Origin of the sequence: Pseudoalteromonas sp. AS84 (assembly GCF_038900255.1) — a bacterium.
In the GTDB taxonomy this organism is placed as follows: Bacteria; Pseudomonadota; Gammaproteobacteria; order Enterobacterales; family Alteromonadaceae; genus Pseudoalteromonas.
On sequence record NZ_JBBMQY010000017.1, the window covers coordinates 54,601 to 73,986 of the forward strand.

Here is a 19,386-nt window from a genome sequence, read left to right on the forward strand (position 1 = left end):
AATAGCGGACTATATACCCGCTAAATCACGCTCGGTAATACACTCACCCGACGCCATTTCAAACTCGCGACATACTAATGGGCGGTTTTCGTAAATAGAGCACATAAGCGTATTACGGTCGAGTGCTTGGCACCAGCCGTCGTCAGCGCGTTTCATTACTTCGCTGCCCCATTTATCGTATTCTATATAGTTAAAAGGCACGCCGGTGTCGGTAACTATGCGCACTTCTAATTGGCAACAACAGGCTTGGCAGTTAGCACAGGTAACTGGCTCTGGGGTAGTAGAAATATTTTCAACGGGAATAACAATATGAGGCATAGTGGCTTACTTTTTTGAATAAGCCACTAGGATACAGTAACTAATTTAACGCGCTAGTAGTTTTGCTTTTATATCGCTGTAACGCATCTGCTCGCACAGCGCAAAACCACTCAGTTGGCGCACTTTATTACGCGCAAATAACGGCACACTCATCCCCGCTAAAAAGCGGCATTGGGTTTCAATACCCACATTATGATTACCTTTGCCCGCCATATGCGCTAAAAACTCATCTACCTTTTGATAAATAAGTTGCTCGTCAATATATGCAGGCTCTATAGAGTATTCAAGCTTAACCGCATGGCCTCTGCATACACTACAATGTCCGCATTGCGCTGGCGCATTTTGATCGTCAAAATAGCGCGCTAAGTTATAGCTTAAGCAACTTTGTAGCTCAAAAAAGCGTACCAGTGCAGCAATACGTTTAATTTCGGCTTGTTCTTTATCGGTAAAGTAATCATGAAGTTGCTGGGCAAGTTCAGGGTTATTTATAACCTCTGCATGCACTTTGTATACTTGAGTAATACGTTTGGTTTCAAGCGTTATTAGGTTTTTTTCGGCTAGGTAATCAAGAGCAGCCACTACGCGTTTTCGATCAACCTGCGCAGCTTGTGTAAGCGAGTCAAAATTTAGCGTGCCCCATATTTTTTTAAAATCGGTGTGGCTAAATATTTGTGTTAAAAATGCTTGGCGTTGCTCGTCAAATTGGCTTAGTAGCTCGTTTTTATCCACCAAAAATTTGTACTTAAAATCGGCGTAGTAAGCATATTGCGGCGTTATTGCGCCTTGCATTTCAAGCTGTACGAGTAAGGTTTTAAGTGCCAGTTGCCTAATATTACTTTCGCTCGATAAGCTATATTCTTGCATTTCCCATTGCTGGTGGCTTTGGCGAATATCGTTAATTACGTATTCAATACCGCTAAGCTCAGGAGTGTCGCCATATACAAAGTTTTCAACCGTATTTAGGCCGTCTAGGTTAGCAAGCGTGAAACAGTTTGATGGATTACCATCGCGCCCTGCTCGGCCAATTTCTTGGCTGTAGTTTTCAATCGATTTTGGTAAATCGTAATGTATAACAAAGCGAATATCCGATTTATCAACGCCCATACCAAAGGCAATGGTTGCCACTACTACGTTAATTTTACCCGCCATAAAGTCATCTTGAATTTGCCAACGTAGCGTATCTTCAAGCCCCGCATGATACGCCACCGCATGCACACCTTGCGCACTTAGCACATTAGCGACTTGTTCTGCGCTTTGCTGCAGCGTTACATACACAATACCAGGGCCACTTTGCGCGCGTACAATGTTAGCAAGCTCGGTGTTTTTATCGGCGGTTTTAACGCTCAGCACACTTAAATCTAAATTAGCGCGGTAAAAGCCCGTTTGCACAATGCACTCAGGCGATATAGCAAATCGCTCTGCCATATCGCGTTTTACTTTTTTAGTGGCCGTTGCAGTAAGTAACAACACTAGAGGAATATTAAGCTCTTCACGGTAACGCGGTAGCTTAAGGTAATCGGGTCTAAAGTTATGGCCCCATTCAGATATACAGTGCGCTTCGTCGACCACTAACATCGAAAGCGCCACTTGGCTTATAAACTCTCTAAAACGCTCATTTTTAAAACGCTCAACCGACACCATTAATACTTTAATTTTACCATTTCGCACATCATTCATTACGGTGCTGCTTTGCATTTGATCTTGGCTCGAATCAAGGCTGGCAGCATAAATACCTTTGCTATTTAAAAAGCTAATTTGATCTTTCATCAATGCAAGCAAAGGCGAAACCACTAATGTTAAATTTGGTAAATGCAACGCAGTTAATTGATAGCACAACGATTTACCCGAGCCGGTCGGAAATATAGCCAACGACGATTGACCATTTAAAAGCTGCTCTATAGTTTGTTGTTGCCCTGTTCTAAACTGGCTAAAACCAAAGTGCTGCTCAAGTGATTGAATTAATGGCGTGGTCATAAATGTCCTTTTCGGTACTACAGCGGCTAATAGAATAGGTTTAAGCGATTATAACTTATATTCAATATTACTTTTTATGTAAAAGTAATATTAAAATTTAGTGCCTTATTTTTCATCAACTAAAGTCGCGTAAAGTGATTGAATCGAATAAGTAATTTCCGTTTTATCTATCGATCCAAAGCCAAAGCGGATATGAGTTGGTGTTTGCTGAGCGTTATTAAAAAAAGTACTCAAAATCGAATCGTTACTCTTAAAATCGGATAAGTCTTTTCCTTTCGTCATTTTAGATATATCAACCCAAATAGCCAATCCACCGGTAGGTATATCAAACGATATCTTGCTACCAAAAATACGCGAAAACTCATTTACGGTATGATCTCTTCTTTGCCTATATTCCCGCCTTACTTTTCTTATATGCCTTTTAACTTCGCCAGCCTCCATTAAGTCAGATACAACATGCTCTGTGATTGTATTTCCTTGCCTATCTATAAGTACTATCTCTTGTGCTGCGCGCTGAATAAACTCGGTACCACAAACGATGTAGCCAAGCCTTAACCCAGGAGCAAACACTTTTGACATAGACCCTATGTGAACAACATTTTCGGAATTAGGTAAACTCGCTAATGGAGGAATGGGGTTAGTTTCGTAATGAAACTCGTGGTCGTAGTCATCTTCTATTATGGTTAAATGGTAGCACTTTGAAAGGCGAAGCAAAGCCAACCTTCGCTCCATTGGTAAACATACTGTGGTTGGGTATTGATGATGAGGTGTAACATATATGCCCGCAATTTTATTATCACGAATTAACTCTTGTAAGTGATCGATATTAAGTCCATCTTTATCTAATTTACACTTCAATACTTTAAAGCCATTTGCTTCAAAAGTAGCTTGAGCAGGTGCATAGCACAGCTCTTCCATAATAATGGCGCCATTTTTTGGATCGAGCACCCTTGAAGCTAAATAAATACCCATTTGGCTTCCTCTAACAATGCATATCTCTTGCTCTGAGCAGTTTATATAGCGATCACTTGAAACCATTTTTTGTATTGACATTCTTAGCTCTAATGCCCCTCTGGGATCTCCATAACCAAGCTTTGATCGTCGGCTTAAATTTACACATATGCGCCTATATGTTCTGGCTAATAACTCATATGGAATTAATCGCGCATCAGGGGTACCGTCATTAGTTGTTGTTATACAGCTTGCCTGCACTAAAGCCTCAATATATAGCTCTTCTGTTAAATCAGAGGGGGCTTTTGTTTTTACAGTGCTACTAACTAATTTATTATCTGCGTCTGACAAAGTTTGTTCTGGTAAAGATTCAGCCACAAAGGTTCCACGCCTAACTTTGCTTTTTAACCACCCCTGCACTTCTAACTCTTCATATACATACTGTACTGTTTTTCGGTTTATATTTAGCTGTTTAGCTAAAGTACGGGTGCCAGGTAACATACTCCCAGGTAGTAACCGTCCATTTTTTATATCATTTACTAAACAGTTCAATAACTTAGAGTGAAGTGTTTTTGCATTATTGCCTTCAAACGAAAATTTAATATCCCAAGGTCTTAACATACGCCCTCGCAGCTGGCCCTATATAAATAACATATCTGGTTCTTATTTTTAATCCAGATTAACGCTACCTTTACGTTAATGTCAAAACATAACCACTGGAGAGATTAGGTGAAAACAGCAAATGCAACTAAACACGCACTCATGCAAATAGCTAAGAAAAACATGAATACCCTTATAGAAGACAGCCAATTTACAGATAGGCAAAAACTGGCTTTAACATGCAGAATTTTATTCGATAAAGGCCATGACTCAGGGCTAGCCGGTCAAATTACCAGCCGTTTACCTATAAGCCAAACATTCTTAACGCAGAGGTTTGGGCTTGGATTTGACGAAATTACCGCTGAAAATTTAATAGAAGTTGATCACGACCTGAAGCCTTTAGAGCTAAATGCAATGGCAAATCCAGCTAATCGTTTTCATACTTGGATATACAAAGAGCATCCTGAGGTAAATTGTATAATCCATACACATCCAACGCACATAGCGGCGCTCTCAATGCTGGAAGTGCCATTAGTGATTTCTCAAATGGATACCTGTGGACTATACAACGACTGTTCATTTGTTGACCACTGGCCAGGTGTCCCTGTTGGTAACGAAGAAGGTGAACTCATCTCAAAAGCTTTGGGTAAAAACAGAGCATTATTTCTAGCTCATCATGGCCAACTAGTTGTAGGAAAAACAATTGAAGAGGCGTGTAACCTTGCCATTTTAATTGAGCGAGCCGCAAAACTACAATTACTTGCTATGGCTGCCGGAACAATTAAACCACTCCCCGAGAATTTAGCACAAGAAGCCCATGATTGGGTCTCAACAGAAAAACGTAACCAAGTGAATTTTGCGTATTACGCACGACAAGCTTTAAAGCACCATAACGACTGCATTTAGGAGTATTAAAATGAATTTATCAGGGATCATAGGTTATCCAATAACACCATTTCATGATAATGGCCAAGGAATAAACTTTAGTAAGTTAAAAACTATTTTAGATACTTTGCTAGAAGCTGAAGTAGATGCCATTGCAGCTTTAGGTAGCGCAGGCGAAGCGGCCTATTTAAGTCAAAGTGAGTGGGAAAACGTCGCAAACTATACAATTAAATATATTGCAGGCAGAGTGCCTGTAATTATAGGTATTGCAGAACTAACAACAGAACAAGCATTAAAGCGTGCTAAATACGCACATGATATCGGCGCAAATGCAATCATGCTTTCACCCTTTTCTTACTACCCTCTTAATGAAGATGAAATATTCACACATTTTAAGCGTGTATCTGATGAAACACCTCTACCCATTATGATTTACAACAACCCAGCTACTTGTAAGGTTGATATGTCACCAGAGTTTATGCTGCATATGGTTAAGAGTATTCCCCATGCAACTATGATCAAAGAGAGTACTGGTGACATACAACGCATGCATAAAATTTACGAGCTATCTAACGGCACAGTGCCATTTTTTAATGGCTGTAATCACTTAGCGCTTGATGCGCTTGCAGCAGGAGCTGCAGGCTGGTGTACCGCAGCGCCTTGTTTAATCGCAAAGAAACCAAAGCAACTATACGAAGCTGTAAAAGCTAATGACAATAACAAAGCAAGAGTTTTATTTTACCAACAATATAACTTTTTAGAATTTATTGTTAAATCAGGTCTTGCTGCCGCAATAAAATCTGGATACGCCTTACAAGGATTTGATGTTGGCGAACCAAGAAAACCTCTATTGCCGTTAAACGAAGAAGCGCAAGCAAAGCTCAAAGGAATGTTACTCAATCTCACAATCATTAATTAATTACCAAGTAAGTACTTAAATAATTTAAGTACTTACTAACTACCTCATATCTTCACCCGCTTAAGCTGTAACACATTATAGTTTTACAGCAATTTAACTGCACAGCTAAACGATAAGAAAGTGAGTATAACTTATATGCCTTTATTCAGCATTTTTTGCTGACATCGGTTTTATTTAGGCGCAAACTAGGCACCATAAAATGAGTAGTAACTACTTGTTGCCAAAATAATTTATTGATACCCAAGTCACCTTAAAAATCTAATAAAAAATACAGATCACTTGGGTATATTATTTTTAAGGGCAACGTTATGAGTATTACAATACCTAAAATCGTCGTTATTGGCGGTGGTGCTGGCGGATTAGAACTTGCAACCCAACTGGGGCATAAGCTAGGAAAAAAGAAACAAGCAGATATACTGTTAATAGACAAAAACCGTACCCACATATGGAAGCCGTTACTGCACGAAGTAGCGACAGGCTCTATTGACCCTGATTTAGATGGCGTTGTGTATTCAGCCCATGCCGCAAAACATCATTATCGTTTTCAACTTGGCACCTTTTGCAATATAGACCAAAGCAATAAAACAATTACTCTCTCCCCACTTAACGACGAGTTAGGCCACACTATTTTACCTGGCCGTACAGTACGTTACGATCACCTTGTTATTGCCATTGGCAGCGTAAGTAACGACTTTAATACCCCTGGTATAAAAGAGCATTGCTACTTTTTAGATTCAAGCCAACAAGCAGAGCGCTTTCAGCACTCATTACTAGATAGCTTTACGCGCCTTCACCAAGACGATAACCAACAGCAATCACTTAATATTGCCATTGTTGGCGGCGGTGCTACGGGTGTTGAGCTTTCAGCTGAGCTTTATCATGTGTCTGAGCTATTAAAGCTGTATGGCTTAACAAATATGTCGTCTAAGCGTTTGCATATTCATTTAATAGAAGCCGGCCCGCGTATTTTACCTGCATTACCAGAGCGTATTGCCGTAAGTGCCAAGCGTGAACTATTAAAACTTGGTGTAAACGTGCGCGAACAAACGCAAGTAAAAGAAGGCACCGCGCAAGGCTTTATCACCAAAGATGAAGAACACATTGATGCCGATATTATGGTGTGGGCGGCAGGCGTAAAAGCACCTGATTTTATTAAAGACTTAGGTATTTTTGAGCTTACTCGCAGCAACCAAATTCAAGTAAACGAGTTTTTACAAAGCACCGTAGACGAAAGCATTTTTGTATTAGGTGATTGCTGCGCATTTACCCAAGCCGACGGCAAGCAAGTACCGCCACGCGCACAATCGGCGCATCAAATGGCGCAGTGCGTCGAAAAAAATCTTATCGCAACATTAAAGCAGCAACCACTACGCGGCTTTAAATACAGCGACCATGGCTCGCTGGTTAACTTATCGAGCTATAGCACCGTGGGTAACTTAATGGGTAACCTAACCAGCAATACCTTTTTTATTGAAGGTAAAATTGCCCGCTTTATGTATATATCTTTATACCGTATGCACCAACGCGCCATACACGGCAGCGCAAAAACCTTTGCATTATGGATAAGCGAAAAAGTGCTGCGTGTAGTGCGCCCTAAAATGAAATTGCACTAATAAATTAAGTACGCTCAGCAAACCACTAAAAAGCTTTAAGAGTTAATAAGTATTATCTCTTAAGGCTTTTTGCACTTTGCGTACCTAAAGTAGTACGATGTGAGAATATTTTAATAACATCAAAGGATTGGCGGTTATGAAAAAGCGACTTCTCGGACTTATAATTATAGCGGCTTTGGCAGTATATCTATTTAAAACCCAGCCTAACACAGCCGCTGTAGAGCAGACCAACGTGGCTGCACCAAATGCCACTGAGCCTAATTTAGTTAATAAAAAGCAGCCCGTAGAAGGCACACCGCTAAGAATAGTCACAGATCTAAAAAAAGATATTCGCCTTTGTAGAGATCAATCACAGCAACAACATATAAAAATAAATAATTTAAACCAATCGCTTGTTTCATTTTTTGTGAGTGAGCTTAAAAAAGGGACGTCGGTCCCCACGCTTTTAAAGTATGCAACCCTATCAGAAATCTATAAGCGTCAATATATTGCCTTTTTAAGAGATGCCATAGTTGCTGAGCAAAAGCAGCAGCTTAATATTACTAGCTCTTTAGACGAATTAGCTAATTGGCAAGGCATTGAGGCAATTAAAGGCTTCACCAATGAAAAAGTAAAAGAAATGATTCAACAGCTTGGAGATAATAAGCATAGCCCTTCAGGACTGACTCTGAGTGTACCCCTTGATGAAAATGTACAAAAAGAAACCCTTTATGCTTTATTAAACAACACTGATACATTTACCACTTACTCTAAAACGTTTATTAAACTTGAGGGCAGTGAAGTTATTTCCCCGGCGACATTGTTTGTGCTTAATGCAAATAAATTTACGCCAAAAGAGTTTGAGCAGGCAATTTCATCTAACCAATTTACAGTTAATGAGTTAGCTACTGCAATTAAAAACAACATTCCTAATGAATATATTTTTGCACTTATGAAGCAGGTGCCTGCACTGGATGCTCTGCCGTTGTACGAAGAAAATTCTGTTTTGTATAACATGGCTGATATTGCCGTAAGCCAGTTTAATTTACCGCTTGTAAAAGCACTACAACAACTAGGCGTAACACCAACCAATCGGCCTGGCTTATTTACTGGTTTAGATGTTGCAATAGTAAACCTGCCTAGAAGTGGTAACTTAACGCCAGCCCCTTTAGATGCAAAGCATACTCAAATGTTGGACTACCTCACAGAGCAGGGCTATAAAGCTCATAGCGGCAATGCTAATGACGACCTAAATGGCAAAGGCGTTTCTTTTGTAAGTGACTTTATTTACCAGCAAGGCGCCTATATTAATGGGCAGGAAAACCCTGAGCAATATGCTTACTTTAGCCCTATTGGTAAAATAGACAACGCCACATTGCCACAAGTAACTGAGCCAGATGATTCTGAAATATCTCAATTTTTACAAGAAATACAACTTAAAAAAGAAGAACTAGATTCATACTCAAGCAATTGTAGTCAACTACCAAAGAAGCTATTTGCAGCCCAAAAGCTCATACAAGATAGAGACGCTTACGCAAAAGTTCGCGAAATTGAAAAAGAATATGGCAGCAACTTTGAAGACGTATTACAAGATATAGACCCTGTTTTAGTTAATTATTGGTGGAACACCCTTGCCAGTCGTACCTCTTCAGATAGAAGCGATAATGTATTTCGTGAGTATTTAGCTAAAAAAGAATTTCAAAAAGCACTTGAATACAGCCAAACAACTCCACTAAACCAAACAGAAACAAACGTGCTATTTATTAGGTTACTTGAAAATCCATATGACTTAGTTCCTATTTGGAATAGCCGAACACTACCCGTCCCTCCAAAGGATTTGGTTAGACTAAGCTGGTTTCCACTAAAAAAATGGCAAGAACTTGCACAACTTGGTTTTGATTTTTCGATTACCGATATACGTGGACGCGACGTTTATATACAAGCTGCATCATCTTCTGTCGAAGTAGTCCAATTTCTAATTGATAATAAAATACCGACTGTTCCCAGTAAACTTGGCGTAGATATACTCGACTTAGCGCTAGAACAAAGCTACACCCAAGGTGAGTTGAGCCCAATGGTCCCTTTAGCGTTACAGCTTGTTGAAAAAATTGAACCAAACCACTTTTCTCGCGTTGCCCGATTAAAAACATTTTATCCTGAAGTTTATCAGCAGTTAGTACAACTTAACCCTGCACTAAAACCCGCTGAGGGCACAGAACTAAATCACTATATTTTTAATAATCACTGATCTACATAACAGGCGAGCCATTACTTGATGAATATTGTCTTTAATTTTTAACATTGTCTGTGTAGAGTATTTAAAACAACTAAGGAAATTGGGTTATGACGGGTAAAACGCTAATTTTTAACTTTGACGGCACAGGAAACGAACCCCGTGATGCAGAGCAATTTAGCTCTGATCATTTTAAAGAAGACTCTAATATTACCAACATTCTAAAACTGCATTTACTACTTGGCGGTAAATTAGAAGACTCCCCAATTACTCCATTTGCTAACCAACTCAGTTTTTATTATCAAGGTATTGGTACCAAAGGCAGCCGCCTTAAACGCATTTTAAACCAAACCCTTGCACCTCGTGGTGACGACGTAGCCAGTATTTTAAATCAAGCGTTAAGCGACTTTAAAGCTCACTACCTAATAGGCGATACCATACTACTAACGGGTTTTAGCCGAGGCGGTGCACTTGCTAGGCGTTTTGCCAAAATCCTAGAGCCTTTAATTGCTGATAATGTTTACGTATGTGTGTTTGATACCGTAGCCTCTATTGGCTTATCAAAAGTAAGTAAAGCCACACGTGGCGCAGAGCATGTTATTTTTGAAAACCACACCATTGCCAACAACATTACTCACGCGCTGCACTGCGTAGCCCTAGACGAAAAACGCCGCGCGTTTGAACCCACACTCATGAACCATCAAAGTAATATTACCGAGCTATGGTTTGCAGGTGCGCATTCAGACATTGGCGGCGGTTACTACCGCGATGGCCTAGCCGATATTAGCTTGCGCTATGCACTTGAGTGGTTAATAGAACAACCGCTTAATATTTCGTTACTCACTAGCCACGATATAGATTACGAAACCCTACTCCCCGATAGCAACTTAGTAGCACAAGATGACGTAACAGTAACGCCCGATCCGCTCGCATTAAGTCATCAACAAAATTACTTTTGGTTTAACCCGTTTTTTAAATTAGTAGATAGGCAGTGCTATATATTAATTGATGACGAAGCCAGCAACCTTGAGCCCTTAGTGCACTACAGCGTAGCCGAACGTATTAATAAGCTAACCAGTTACCGCCCAGAATCGCTTAAAAAGCTGCATTACAAAATTAGCTACAACGACAACACCACGCTCAGTTTTATTGGTTTAAGCCAACATATAGAACTAGCTAATCAAAACATGAGTGTGCTGAGCATTAACCAAAGCCAAGATGTAATGGTATTTGCCTCTGAGCAATACAACGCAACCGGCCTTATGCTAGAGCAAGGCGCCACGTACCGCTTTACCCCATACCCAAATCAATACTGGTTTGACGATGGCATAAAGTGCACGCCATTAGGCTGGAACCGCGATAACGTTCAACTTGGCGTAAAAAAAATCCCGATGGCCGTGCTTGAACCATTTAGACGATTTCCTCGCGCACAATGGTTTTCACTCATTGGTGCTATAAATAAAAACGACGATCACCTTTTTGAAATAGCCAACGGCGCCGACATTAAAGTGGATAAATCAGGCGAGTTTTGCCCATTTGCAAACGACTTAAGCCGCTTTTATGGCGCTAATGCAGGTAAAATAAAAGTGAAAGTAACGCGGTTGGAATAAGAGGAAACCGAAACTTTTAAATTGTAGGTGCGATTTTACATCGCGCTTTGCCCTTTAGTAACGGCTCATAACTCCCAATCAACACTGCAAAGCCCGCCTAAACACCTGTAGGCGCAAAGCTTGCTCGCGCGAAAAGCGAAGCTTTTAAATGGTAGGTGCGATTTTACATCGCGCTTTGCCCTCTAGTAACTAGATCATTACCCCAATCAACTCTGCAAAGCTCACCTAAACACCTATTCGCCTCACATGGTGAGGCGAATAGCAGAGTTAATTGCCTCATTACTTTTAAGCGCTACATAGAACAATAATTCACTTTTCTGTGGTAAAAAATGTATTTTTAAGCGAGGTATAAAACCTCACCTACATCATTGCAAACACCACTCTCAACAAAAGCGTAGGTGCAATTTTATATCGCGCTTTGGCTTTTAAATAAGGCCAAGCTCAACACCTGTAGGCGCAAAGCTTGCTCGCGCGAAAAGCGTAGCTTTTAAATTGTAAGCCGGAATTTATCTCGCGCTTTTAATTTTAATTTGTAAATATCGCGTTGATGCTGACAACCAAAATATGAATTACTTACTCAAAATGCGTGTATTTATTTTCTAATATTTAAATAAATGCATCCATATTTGGTAGTTGTATTATTTGCTCACTCAGCTTATTTGCAGCTTTATTAATTATTTTTATGCACAAATCAATGTGTGCTAATTCAGCAGAAGATAAGTTATTTTTAACAGCAGAAACTTTAGCCGTATCAATTGCGGCTAATACAGAATCAACGGTTTGACTCATAAGTAGTTGCATCCGTGGTAGTGAAATAGCAAATTCATCAGCAAAATCAGCTAACATGTAAGCTGTAATCTCATTAGTAAAATTGCCCGCACTTTGCGAATTATGCTCCCCCACTGACATAGCATAACACCTTGATATTTTAGGCTGTAAATAGCCCATATCACGGTCAATGCTTCCCTGCTCAATAATAGCCTCTATATTTACCAAGTCGTAAAACGGCGTAAGCTCTAAACCATTTTTACCAACAAAAAAACTAATGTTTTTGCCATGAGCATCGTAATTACGTACTAAAATATTAAATGTCATCCAACGAATAAGCTGAGCCTCATACGCTTGTACATTCGTTGTTTTAACACTAAAGAGTTTTGCAAAAGAAACGCCATCTCGAATATAAATACCATCCCCATCATCACCATGCTGACGCTCATATTTATAAGAAGGAGGTAAATTAGTGGCTTGGCAACCATCAATAATATGACGACGTAATACACGGTTTTGATCTTGTGTAACGCGCCTATCAAAGCGATCTATTACAAATACTCTTACATCTGCGTAAGTACGCAACTCAACATGGGGAACATTGAGCCCCGACTCTTTTGCCAAAAGCATGGTAAAAAGTTCATTTACTGCAATGAAAGGAGCGGTACCTGTTTCAAATTTAAAAATTTTATTAGAACATAGCTCCCCTTCACCAAATCCTAATTTACTATCGATTTCGAGTAGGTTTAGTTTGTCTTGAACGCCAGCAACAGAGAGCCGAGTTCGGCCATCCCAATGAGTAATTGGCTCGCCAACTTGTACAAAGCGTTTAAGTTTTTGGCTTAGCTCGTCACTAGTTACTTCACGAAAAGATGTTTGCTTTAAAGTACTGTTACTTGCTCTAAACGACAAAGCGCCTGACGTTTCCTCGCCAATTACTTTAATCAAACCAAACGTATTATTTTTAGAGATAGTAGTACTACTTATAATCTCATCAAGACCTTTGCCCTCGGGTAATAAGTTTTGTAAATAATTACGCACATCACGTGAGTCAAAATCACCATTGAGCGGTAAGTGTGGTGAAATAGCAAACCCCTTATTAATCCACTCAGGTTCATAGGTAAATGCAATATCATTTTCAGAGCCTATATCAAGGGCTATCGCACCTATCTTCTGCGTATGCCCAATAAATACATCCAAGCTGTTTTTTTTAATACCACTGCTCATCGCTCACCTCTTCGTTGTTATTGTGGTGCGACTCGTCATCACTGACAAGGCTAAACGACAACCCCAAGTATTCCATCACTTTGAGTACATTAAAAAACTGCACATTCACATCACCTTTTTCTATTTTTATCAGCGTAGGCTTTGAAATATTAAGTGCTTGCGATACATCAACCAGCGTAAGCTTCATGCCTGTTCGCTTTGAAGTAATCGCTTTAGCGAGTCGCACCGACGAAAACGGCTTTGATAGATCAGGCATTTCAGTGCGTTTAACAACTCTTCCAAGTGTTTTTTTTGCTGGTAATTCACTCATTAAAGGTCAACTATAGTTTACTTATACAATTTATTTTAGGGTAGCCTACCCAAAAGTCAAATATAACTTACTTTTAAGTTTGAACGTATATTTACTGCCTATAAGTAAACCGTAATTTATTTATAGGTAGTAAAATAAAACCCAACTCCATAAGTAAAATATAGGTTACTTATGGAAAGTTAATGACATTTTGAGCTTAATAGCCAAGCTCAACACCTGTAGGCGCCCAGCTTGCTCGCGCTAAAAGCGCAGCTTTTAAATTTTTACCTTATTTAAAATATATGCGCTTTTAAAGGCTTTTTTAACCGCTGGGAATATTCACGATTAAGATTAGGAAATTGCTTATACATCATCGTTTTTAATTGCTTTTCAGATAGCTTATTACAGAGAAATTCTTGCTCAGCAAGCATTATATTATTAAGTAACGATCGCCCTGCTTGAGTATCCATTAAAAAGTAAATTGCAGCCCAACTGCTTGCATACAACTTACTGGTATCACCTTTTTTCCACGAGTCATCCAAACCCACTAACGAACCAATTGAAAATACACTTTCAGTAATATTGTTATTTTTCGTCCATGAACTATTCGGCTCAACAATAGCTGTTTGCATATTATTTTTAGTAAGCTCAAAGTATTCAGCAAATCCCTCATTAAACCATCTCGGGGTGTAACCTAAAACCGCTTTATTAATGGCGTGCACTGCCTCATGTACCGCAGTTCGCATTGCACTGTGTGCATTATCATAATGAATAAAAGCAGAATTACTCGCGTGAAAATACATACCCGCAGTGTTTGTAGGGTCAGCACTGCGTTGCTTAATTGCGGCCTCATAAGCGCGGCGCGTAGGCAATACCGTTAAATTCAGCTTTACCTTTTTAAGTGCATGCACGCCAATAATCTGTCCATATACTTTAAATACAGTATTGAGTTTTATGCGTAACTCTTGGTTAAATGACGAAGGTAAATTGGGCGTATTTAAAGAGAGGTCAAAGTAATCTAACGGTTCAATAAAACCTGTATCGTAAGTTGCTACCGCAAAATCCGGTTTTTTATCACTAAAATGCGGAACACCGTCACTGTCTGTCCACGTAAATATATCGCCATTACGTTTATATTTAACCTTACCCAACGACACATCCACGCAGCGCGTATTGTTAGCTTGCGATAAATGATTATCGGCAGATATTGATACATTTTGTAAAGTAGCCGTGCTTACATTTTTGAGCTGTTTAGTCGCTAACGGTTCAGTAGCTAACTGCGACGATAAACTACTATAAATTCGTTTAACTTCACCTATAGGATCGTGATAATTAAATACTCGCCCAGTAAAATGATTAGCAATGAGCGCCGATGCAATTAGCAGCACAAAAAATACAAACACCACGCGCAATTTTGTTTTAAACATCTTTATTGGCGCCCTTGCCACTGTGCTTCAAACAACTCTTTTTGCTGACCCCGATACTCGCTACACCATACAAAGTCGGCCGACTCCATCCCTTTTTTGCGGCAACGTTTAGGCAACTTATAAAACTTCGACCAAGCATCAAGCTTAGCGGCATCTTTATAGCTATCGCTGTGCAAAGACATGTTTGACACTTTTTGATTGAGTAACCAATTGCTATTAGGCGTACGAGTTGCGGTAGAAGAAGTAGCCTGATAAGCACTACCACTCTTTTTAGGCTTACTGCAGTGATTAGCAAGTAAGGTAAATAGCTCTTTATCGCGTGCAGTTAAACGCTCACCTTCTTTATTACTGTAGCCACTTCTAAATTGAGAGCGAATAGCTTCGCGCTGCTTTTTAATGCTATCGCATTGGGCTTGCGTGTAAGCCTCACCAGCTTGAGGAAAAGTTGTAAATACACAAATAAATACCAGTAAAATCCATTTAATCATTATTCATTCCCTGAATTAAAACTTTAAAAGAGTGTACCTATAAATGTGAAAAAACACATCAACATTACTAATCCAAAAAGCAAAATTAAAGGTATGGGTGGGAGTTCACCTTGTGCCTTAGTTTTTACAAAGCACCCGCGAGGTATAAAACCTCACCTACATCAATACAAACAACACTCTCAACAAAACCGTAGGCGGGAGTTTATCTCGCGCTTTCTCTTTAGTAACTAGCTCATTACCTCAATCAACAAAAAAAGCTCACCCAAACACCAGTAGGCGCTCAGCTTGCTCGCGCGAAAAGCGTAGCTTTTAAAATAATTTACAAATATCGCGTTGGCGATGGCAACCAAGGGGCGGTCTTCTTCAAATAAGCTCTGCTGCTAATAATTCATCCCTGAAATCGGGTTCCTGTCAGCATCCATGCTTCCACTTCCTCAAGCTGCAAAGCTACGCTTTGGTCATTCATCACCCACGGCGCCCCGAGGATCACACTATTTCCTCAATTTAAATTAAAGATATGAACGTAACTAGCGTAGATAGGCCATCCATGGCCAAGCTACGCTTTTAACAGCATTGCCTAAAGGGATTTAGGTACTTGGAATTTGTCGGGAACAAAATTCCGCCATGCTGTTAATTACTCATCATTAATTCAATTTCAGGTGTGATCATGGGGAGAGCTATTAACCTCGGCGTTTGAGTTTACTGAAGGCGTTAAACTTGCTGACGCAAAAAGAGCTATCGTTTGTACTTATCTATTTAGTATGATTTATATCTAATACCAAAGAGGATAACTATATCGGTCAAAAGCCCTTGCTGATTAAGTTTCCAATATCTATAGAAAGGCATCATTACATGAATATAAATAAAGATTTATTAGGCGTAATATCTACATCAAAAGGAGCGGCTTCAATTGTTAAACGCAAACTTGACAAAAAGGGCATAAACTCAAGCACCGCCGCCCATAAAATAGGTGTTAATCCATCAACGCTAAGTCGTTTTTTTAATGGTTCTGACTTAAGCATTAGCTTAGCGGCTAAATTGAGCCATCATTTTGGCTTTGATGTAGAAACACTCTTCAACTTAGAAGCTCAAAAAAAAGCACATGCAGCAAAAAAATTAAACATCGATTAAATTTATACGACTCAAAAAGCGTGAAGTAGCCAGGACTTTCCTATGGCCAAAAACGCTTATTTACAGAACTAAAGCAAAATTATCGATATACGAAGAGTTATTTATATAATTTGAGTGGCTTAAATGGAAAATAAAAAGGGAAATGGCTTTCAAGTAAAGAAGCCCTAAAACATCTAAAAATAACAGACTGCGAGTTAATGCATCGACGTGAACGTGGTGAGCTTAAGTTTGAAAAGCTCGGTCGTACGTACTTTTATTTTTCAATAATCAAGGATGAACAAGTGATATTTCACAGCTTACTACAAGATATGCAAGCCAAAGAGCAAAAAGTGTCTCTTCCTCAAGGCTTTCAAAAGTATTTAAGTGCCAATAATTTAAAAGCAAATACTGCAACTGGTATTTATGTCGGAACGATTACAACAACAGCTTTAAGTTCTTTACTTATGTTAACTCCTTATGGATGGTTTATTGCTATAGGTGTAAGGTTATATGTCGGTTTTACAGCAAGTATTAAAATGAATAATTTTATGAAACAAACCTCTGAAAACATATACGACAGAAAACCTATATTTGAAGGGGTATTTTAGATGCCCGCAGCTCATTTTGCTGGATATGCTCTTATCGTATTTATGATAGGTACCTTTGCCTCTGGCATATTGTTTTCAAGAATTTCTGTTAAACATATTAATAAAAATATGGAAAAAGATGGTGTGCTTCCCCCCAGTTGGGATAAAGGCATTGGCGCTAGTGTGTCATTTTATATATTTTCGATGTTTTTTGAACGCTCCCGCATACCAACTCCGATGTTTGATGGTCGTCTTGTAGCCAAATATGCACGTCCCGTTGATAAAACAATAGGCATGATCCACTTAATTTCAGTTACAGGGATGATGCTGTGTCTGTGTATTGTTTCTTATTTTTCTGACTAGTTACACATTAATGCATACCCATAATGTAATAAGCGAACCTCTTAAACGCCAACAAGTATTGCGTCTACAAGGTATAAACACAGCTATTTATTCAAGGTTGATGATTCACCGTAGGCGCTCAGCTTGCTCGCGCGAAAAGCGTAGCTTTTAAAATAATTTACAAATATCGCATTGGCGATAGCAACCAAGGGGCGGTTTTCTTCAAATAAGCTCTGCTGCTAATAATTCATCCCTGAAATCGGGTTCCTGTCAGCATCCATGCTTCCACTTCCTCAAGCTGCAAAGCTACGCTTTGGTCATTCGTCACCCACGGCGCCCCGAGGATCACATTATTTCCTCAATTTAAATTAAAGATATGAACGTAACTAGCGTAGATAGGCCATCCATGGCCAAGCTACGCTTTTAACAGCATCCATGCTGTTAATTACTCATCATGAATTTAGGGTATGATCACGGGGGAACTTTCTTAGCAGCGTTCTTAAAATTTGCAGTAGGCGCTCAGCTTGCTCGCGCGAAAAGCGTAGCTTTTAAAATAATTTACAAATATCGCATTGGCGATTTCAACTAAGGGGCGCATACCGCCGTCCGCCCCTTGGAACCCCACGGCGCCCCTCAATTTCACTTATCTTTAAACACTAAATTAATATGAACGTAAACGCGATGAAAGCACATCCATGTGCAAGCATCGCTTTCCTCGAATCCATGCGAGGTAATTACTCATTAATTATGTGTTTGCAGGTGAAGTTGAAGGGGAGAATTGTCTTAGCTACAGTGCTAACAATTAACTAAATCAACATCACAACTTTAACTGTTCCAACTTTTCAACTATTTCAGTAATAGGTAATGACTCTGTCATATGACCCCATGAAACTCTTATTGCACCGGCAATACGTTTTTCATCCAATTGCATTGCAGTTAAAACATGTGAAGGTGTGTAACTTGATGATGTACACGCAGAGCCATTAGATACAGCCGCGATCCCTTTTAACATAACCATTGCCGCCTCAGAGTTAATACCTGGGACGGAAAAGTTAAGCACAAAGGGTGATGTATTCTCACCGTTGTATTGCGCATCAAGAGTATTTAAAGCTGCGATCAATTCATCTTTTAATTTTTGTGCATGCTTTTGCCATGTTAAAGCATTTTTTTGTGCTATTTCACAAGCTAAACCAAAACCTGCAATTAGTGGTACCGCTAAGGTTCCTGGTCGTAGCCCTTTTTCTTGCCCACCACCAAACATAATTGGTTTTAAGGGAGGTTTTATAAAGCCGCGCTTACGCATAACTAATGCACCAACGCCTTTAGGAGCATAAACTTTATGTCCGCTTGTGCTAATTAAATCAATGCGTTTATTTTTTAAATCGTCGCTCAACTTTCCAAAACTTTGAGCTGCATCGATATGTAAAAATGCTGAATGTAACTCAAGTACATCGCAAATATCAGTAATAGACTGTATAGAGCCTGTTTCGTTATTCACATGCATAATCGAAACAAGTAGCGTATCTTCTCGCAATAACTGTTTGAGTTTATCGGAGTCAACAACACCACTCTCATCAACTTCTAAAAAGCTAACTTCAAAGCCATTTTTAACTAAATACTCAATAGGCTCCAATACAGCTTTATGTTCAATTCGAGTGGTAATTATATGCTTTTTAGATTCTTGCTCACCGAATTCACGTAACCCTAGAATCGCAATGTTATTACTCTCGGTTGCGCCACTAGTAAAAATAACTTCCGATTTATCAGCATCCACAACTTCAGCTACTTGTTTACGTGCTTTTTCTACAGATTTTTTAGCATTAGCACCAAACTCATGAGTACGACTACCCGCATTTCCGTATTCTTCTAAAAACATTTTTCTAACTAAATCAGCAACCTCATTAAGCACCGGTGCCGTGGCATTCATATCTAAATAAGTTGTCATTTTATCCTCAAAATAAACTCTTACACTAAGCAAGACAGGCCTAACATTTTCATGTAAAATCTCCGCCCTAAAGTTCGTACGAACAAAGCAATAAATTCACGAACAAATTTAACTATAACTT

Annotated in this window: 16 protein-coding genes; 8 read left to right on the forward strand and 8 right to left on the reverse strand. The window is 39.4% G+C overall.

The window, feature by feature from the left end:
• Positions 1–9 precede the first annotated feature (9 nt).
• The 3 genes from WNY79_RS15805 to WNY79_RS15815 form a co-directional block, all read right to left on the reverse strand.
• Complete coding sequence (locus tag WNY79_RS15805) at positions 10–318, reverse strand: YkgJ family cysteine cluster protein (protein ID WP_010554993.1); 309 nt, start codon at positions 316–318, stop codon at positions 10–12.
• Positions 319–363: 45 nt separating this feature from the next.
• Entirely contained in the window at positions 364–2,292 is a 1,929-nt protein-coding gene (locus WNY79_RS15810; RefSeq protein WP_342876345.1) for a RecQ family ATP-dependent DNA helicase, read from the reverse strand.
• A 105-nt stretch (positions 2,293–2,397) separates the two neighbouring features.
• A complete protein-coding gene (locus WNY79_RS15815; RefSeq protein WP_342876346.1) occupies positions 2,398–3,864 on the reverse strand; it encodes a PLP-dependent aminotransferase family protein in 1,467 nt (488 codons plus the stop codon).
• Between the two features lie 108 nt (positions 3,865–3,972).
• Here WNY79_RS15815 and WNY79_RS15820 point away from each other — a divergent pair, with 108 nt between their 5' ends.
• The 5 genes from WNY79_RS15820 to WNY79_RS15840 all read left to right on the forward strand — a co-directional run bounded on the left by WNY79_RS15820 (position 3,973) and on the right by WNY79_RS15840 (position 11,082).
• Complete coding sequence (locus WNY79_RS15820; protein WP_342876347.1) at positions 3,973–4,749, forward strand: aldolase; 777 nt, start codon at positions 3,973–3,975, stop codon at positions 4,747–4,749.
• A gap of 10 nt (positions 4,750–4,759) precedes the next feature.
• Entirely contained in the window at positions 4,760–5,647 is an 888-nt protein-coding gene (locus tag WNY79_RS15825; RefSeq protein ID WP_342876348.1) for a dihydrodipicolinate synthase family protein, read from the forward strand.
• Between the two features lie 308 nt (positions 5,648–5,955).
• Entirely contained in the window at positions 5,956–7,260 is a 1,305-nt protein-coding gene (locus WNY79_RS15830) for an NAD(P)/FAD-dependent oxidoreductase (protein WP_076924960.1), read from the forward strand.
• A gap of 136 nt (positions 7,261–7,396) precedes the next feature.
• The gene (locus tag WNY79_RS15835) at positions 7,397–9,487 is read left to right on the forward strand and encodes a cupric reductase (protein ID WP_342876349.1); all 2,091 of its coding nucleotides are present in this window, start codon (positions 7,397–7,399) and stop codon (positions 9,485–9,487) included.
• Between the two features lie 95 nt (positions 9,488–9,582).
• On the forward strand, positions 9,583–11,082 hold the full coding sequence (locus WNY79_RS15840) for a DUF2235 domain-containing protein (RefSeq protein ID WP_342876350.1): 1,500 nt from the start codon (positions 9,583–9,585) through the stop codon (positions 11,080–11,082).
• Positions 11,083–11,688: 606 nt separating this feature from the next.
• Here the strand turns inward: WNY79_RS15840 and WNY79_RS15845 are convergent.
• The 4 genes from WNY79_RS15845 to WNY79_RS15860 form a co-directional block, all read right to left on the reverse strand.
• Positions 11,689–13,077: a HipA domain-containing protein gene (locus tag WNY79_RS15845; RefSeq protein ID WP_342876351.1), complete on the reverse strand. Its 1,389-nt coding sequence runs from the start codon at positions 13,075–13,077 to the stop codon at positions 11,689–11,691.
• Positions 13,061–13,387 (reverse strand): helix-turn-helix transcriptional regulator, encoded by a 327-nt coding sequence (locus WNY79_RS15850; RefSeq protein WP_029750805.1) that lies wholly within the window; start codon positions 13,385–13,387, stop codon positions 13,061–13,063. The genes WNY79_RS15845 and WNY79_RS15850 overlap by 17 nt, the downstream gene beginning before the upstream one ends.
• Positions 13,388–13,659: 272 nt before the next feature.
• Positions 13,660–14,793: a DUF1570 domain-containing protein gene (locus tag WNY79_RS15855; protein WP_342876352.1), complete on the reverse strand. Its 1,134-nt coding sequence runs from the start codon at positions 14,791–14,793 to the stop codon at positions 13,660–13,662.
• A gap of 2 nt (positions 14,794–14,795) precedes the next feature.
• Positions 14,796–15,281, reverse strand: coding sequence for a hypothetical protein (locus WNY79_RS15860; RefSeq protein ID WP_342876353.1), 486 nt, complete (start codon positions 15,279–15,281; stop codon positions 14,796–14,798).
• A gap of 852 nt (positions 15,282–16,133) precedes the next feature.
• On the opposite strand from WNY79_RS15860, the gene WNY79_RS15865 reads away from it, so the two are divergent.
• From WNY79_RS15865 to WNY79_RS15875, 3 genes are all read left to right on the forward strand, one after another.
• Complete coding sequence (locus tag WNY79_RS15865; RefSeq protein WP_342876354.1) at positions 16,134–16,412, forward strand: helix-turn-helix transcriptional regulator; 279 nt, start codon at positions 16,134–16,136, stop codon at positions 16,410–16,412.
• 197 nt (positions 16,413–16,609) lie between these two features.
• On the forward strand, positions 16,610–16,999 hold the full coding sequence (locus tag WNY79_RS15870; protein WP_342876355.1) for a hypothetical protein: 390 nt from the start codon (positions 16,610–16,612) through the stop codon (positions 16,997–16,999).
• Positions 17,000–17,341 carry a hypothetical protein gene (locus WNY79_RS15875; RefSeq protein WP_342876356.1) on the forward strand — a complete coding sequence of 114 codons (342 nt, stop codon included), beginning with the start codon at positions 17,000–17,002 and terminating at the stop codon, positions 17,339–17,341.
• Positions 17,342–18,137: 796 nt separating this feature from the next.
• On the opposite strand, the gene dndA is transcribed toward WNY79_RS15875, so the two are convergent.
• The gene (gene dndA / locus WNY79_RS15880; protein ID WP_342876357.1) at positions 18,138–19,265 is read right to left on the reverse strand and encodes a cysteine desulfurase DndA; all 1,128 of its coding nucleotides are present in this window, start codon (positions 19,263–19,265) and stop codon (positions 18,138–18,140) included.
• Positions 19,266–19,386 lie beyond the last annotated feature (121 nt).

What these genes read in the sequence shown, in the direction of transcription:
- WNY79_RS15870 (WP_342876355.1), top strand. Translation starts at nt 16,610, where the DNA reads ATGCATCGACGTGAACGTGGTGAGCTTAAGTTTGAAAAGCTCGGTCGT.
- WNY79_RS15840 (WP_342876350.1), top strand. Translation starts at nt 9,583, where the DNA reads ATGACGGGTAAAACGCTAATTTTTAACTTTGACGGCACAGGAAACGAA.
- WNY79_RS15825 (WP_342876348.1), top strand. Translation starts at nt 4,760, where the DNA reads ATGAATTTATCAGGGATCATAGGTTATCCAATAACACCATTTCATGAT.
- WNY79_RS15855 (WP_342876352.1), bottom strand. Translation starts at nt 14,793, where the DNA reads ATGTTTAAAACAAAATTGCGCGTGGTGTTTGTATTTTTTGTGCTGCTA.
- WNY79_RS15865 (WP_342876354.1), top strand. Translation starts at nt 16,134, where the DNA reads ATGAATATAAATAAAGATTTATTAGGCGTAATATCTACATCAAAAGGA.
- WNY79_RS15805 (WP_010554993.1), bottom strand. Translation starts at nt 318, where the DNA reads ATGCCTCATATTGTTATTCCCGTTGAAAATATTTCTACTACCCCAGAG.
- WNY79_RS15835 (WP_342876349.1), top strand. Translation starts at nt 7,397, where the DNA reads ATGAAAAAGCGACTTCTCGGACTTATAATTATAGCGGCTTTGGCAGTA.
- WNY79_RS15850 (WP_029750805.1), bottom strand. Translation starts at nt 13,387, where the DNA reads ATGAGTGAATTACCAGCAAAAAAAACACTTGGAAGAGTTGTTAAACGC.
- WNY79_RS15875 (WP_342876356.1), top strand. Translation starts at nt 17,000, where the DNA reads ATGCCCGCAGCTCATTTTGCTGGATATGCTCTTATCGTATTTATGATA.
- WNY79_RS15860 (WP_342876353.1), bottom strand. Translation starts at nt 15,281, where the DNA reads ATGATTAAATGGATTTTACTGGTATTTATTTGTGTATTTACAACTTTT.
- dndA (WP_342876357.1), bottom strand. Translation starts at nt 19,265, where the DNA reads ATGACAACTTATTTAGATATGAATGCCACGGCACCGGTGCTTAATGAG.
- WNY79_RS15845 (WP_342876351.1), bottom strand. Translation starts at nt 13,077, where the DNA reads ATGAGCAGTGGTATTAAAAAAAACAGCTTGGATGTATTTATTGGGCAT.
- WNY79_RS15830 (WP_076924960.1), top strand. Translation starts at nt 5,956, where the DNA reads ATGAGTATTACAATACCTAAAATCGTCGTTATTGGCGGTGGTGCTGGC.
- WNY79_RS15815 (WP_342876346.1), bottom strand. Translation starts at nt 3,864, where the DNA reads ATGTTAAGACCTTGGGATATTAAATTTTCGTTTGAAGGCAATAATGCA.
- WNY79_RS15810 (WP_342876345.1), bottom strand. Translation starts at nt 2,292, where the DNA reads ATGACCACGCCATTAATTCAATCACTTGAGCAGCACTTTGGTTTTAGC.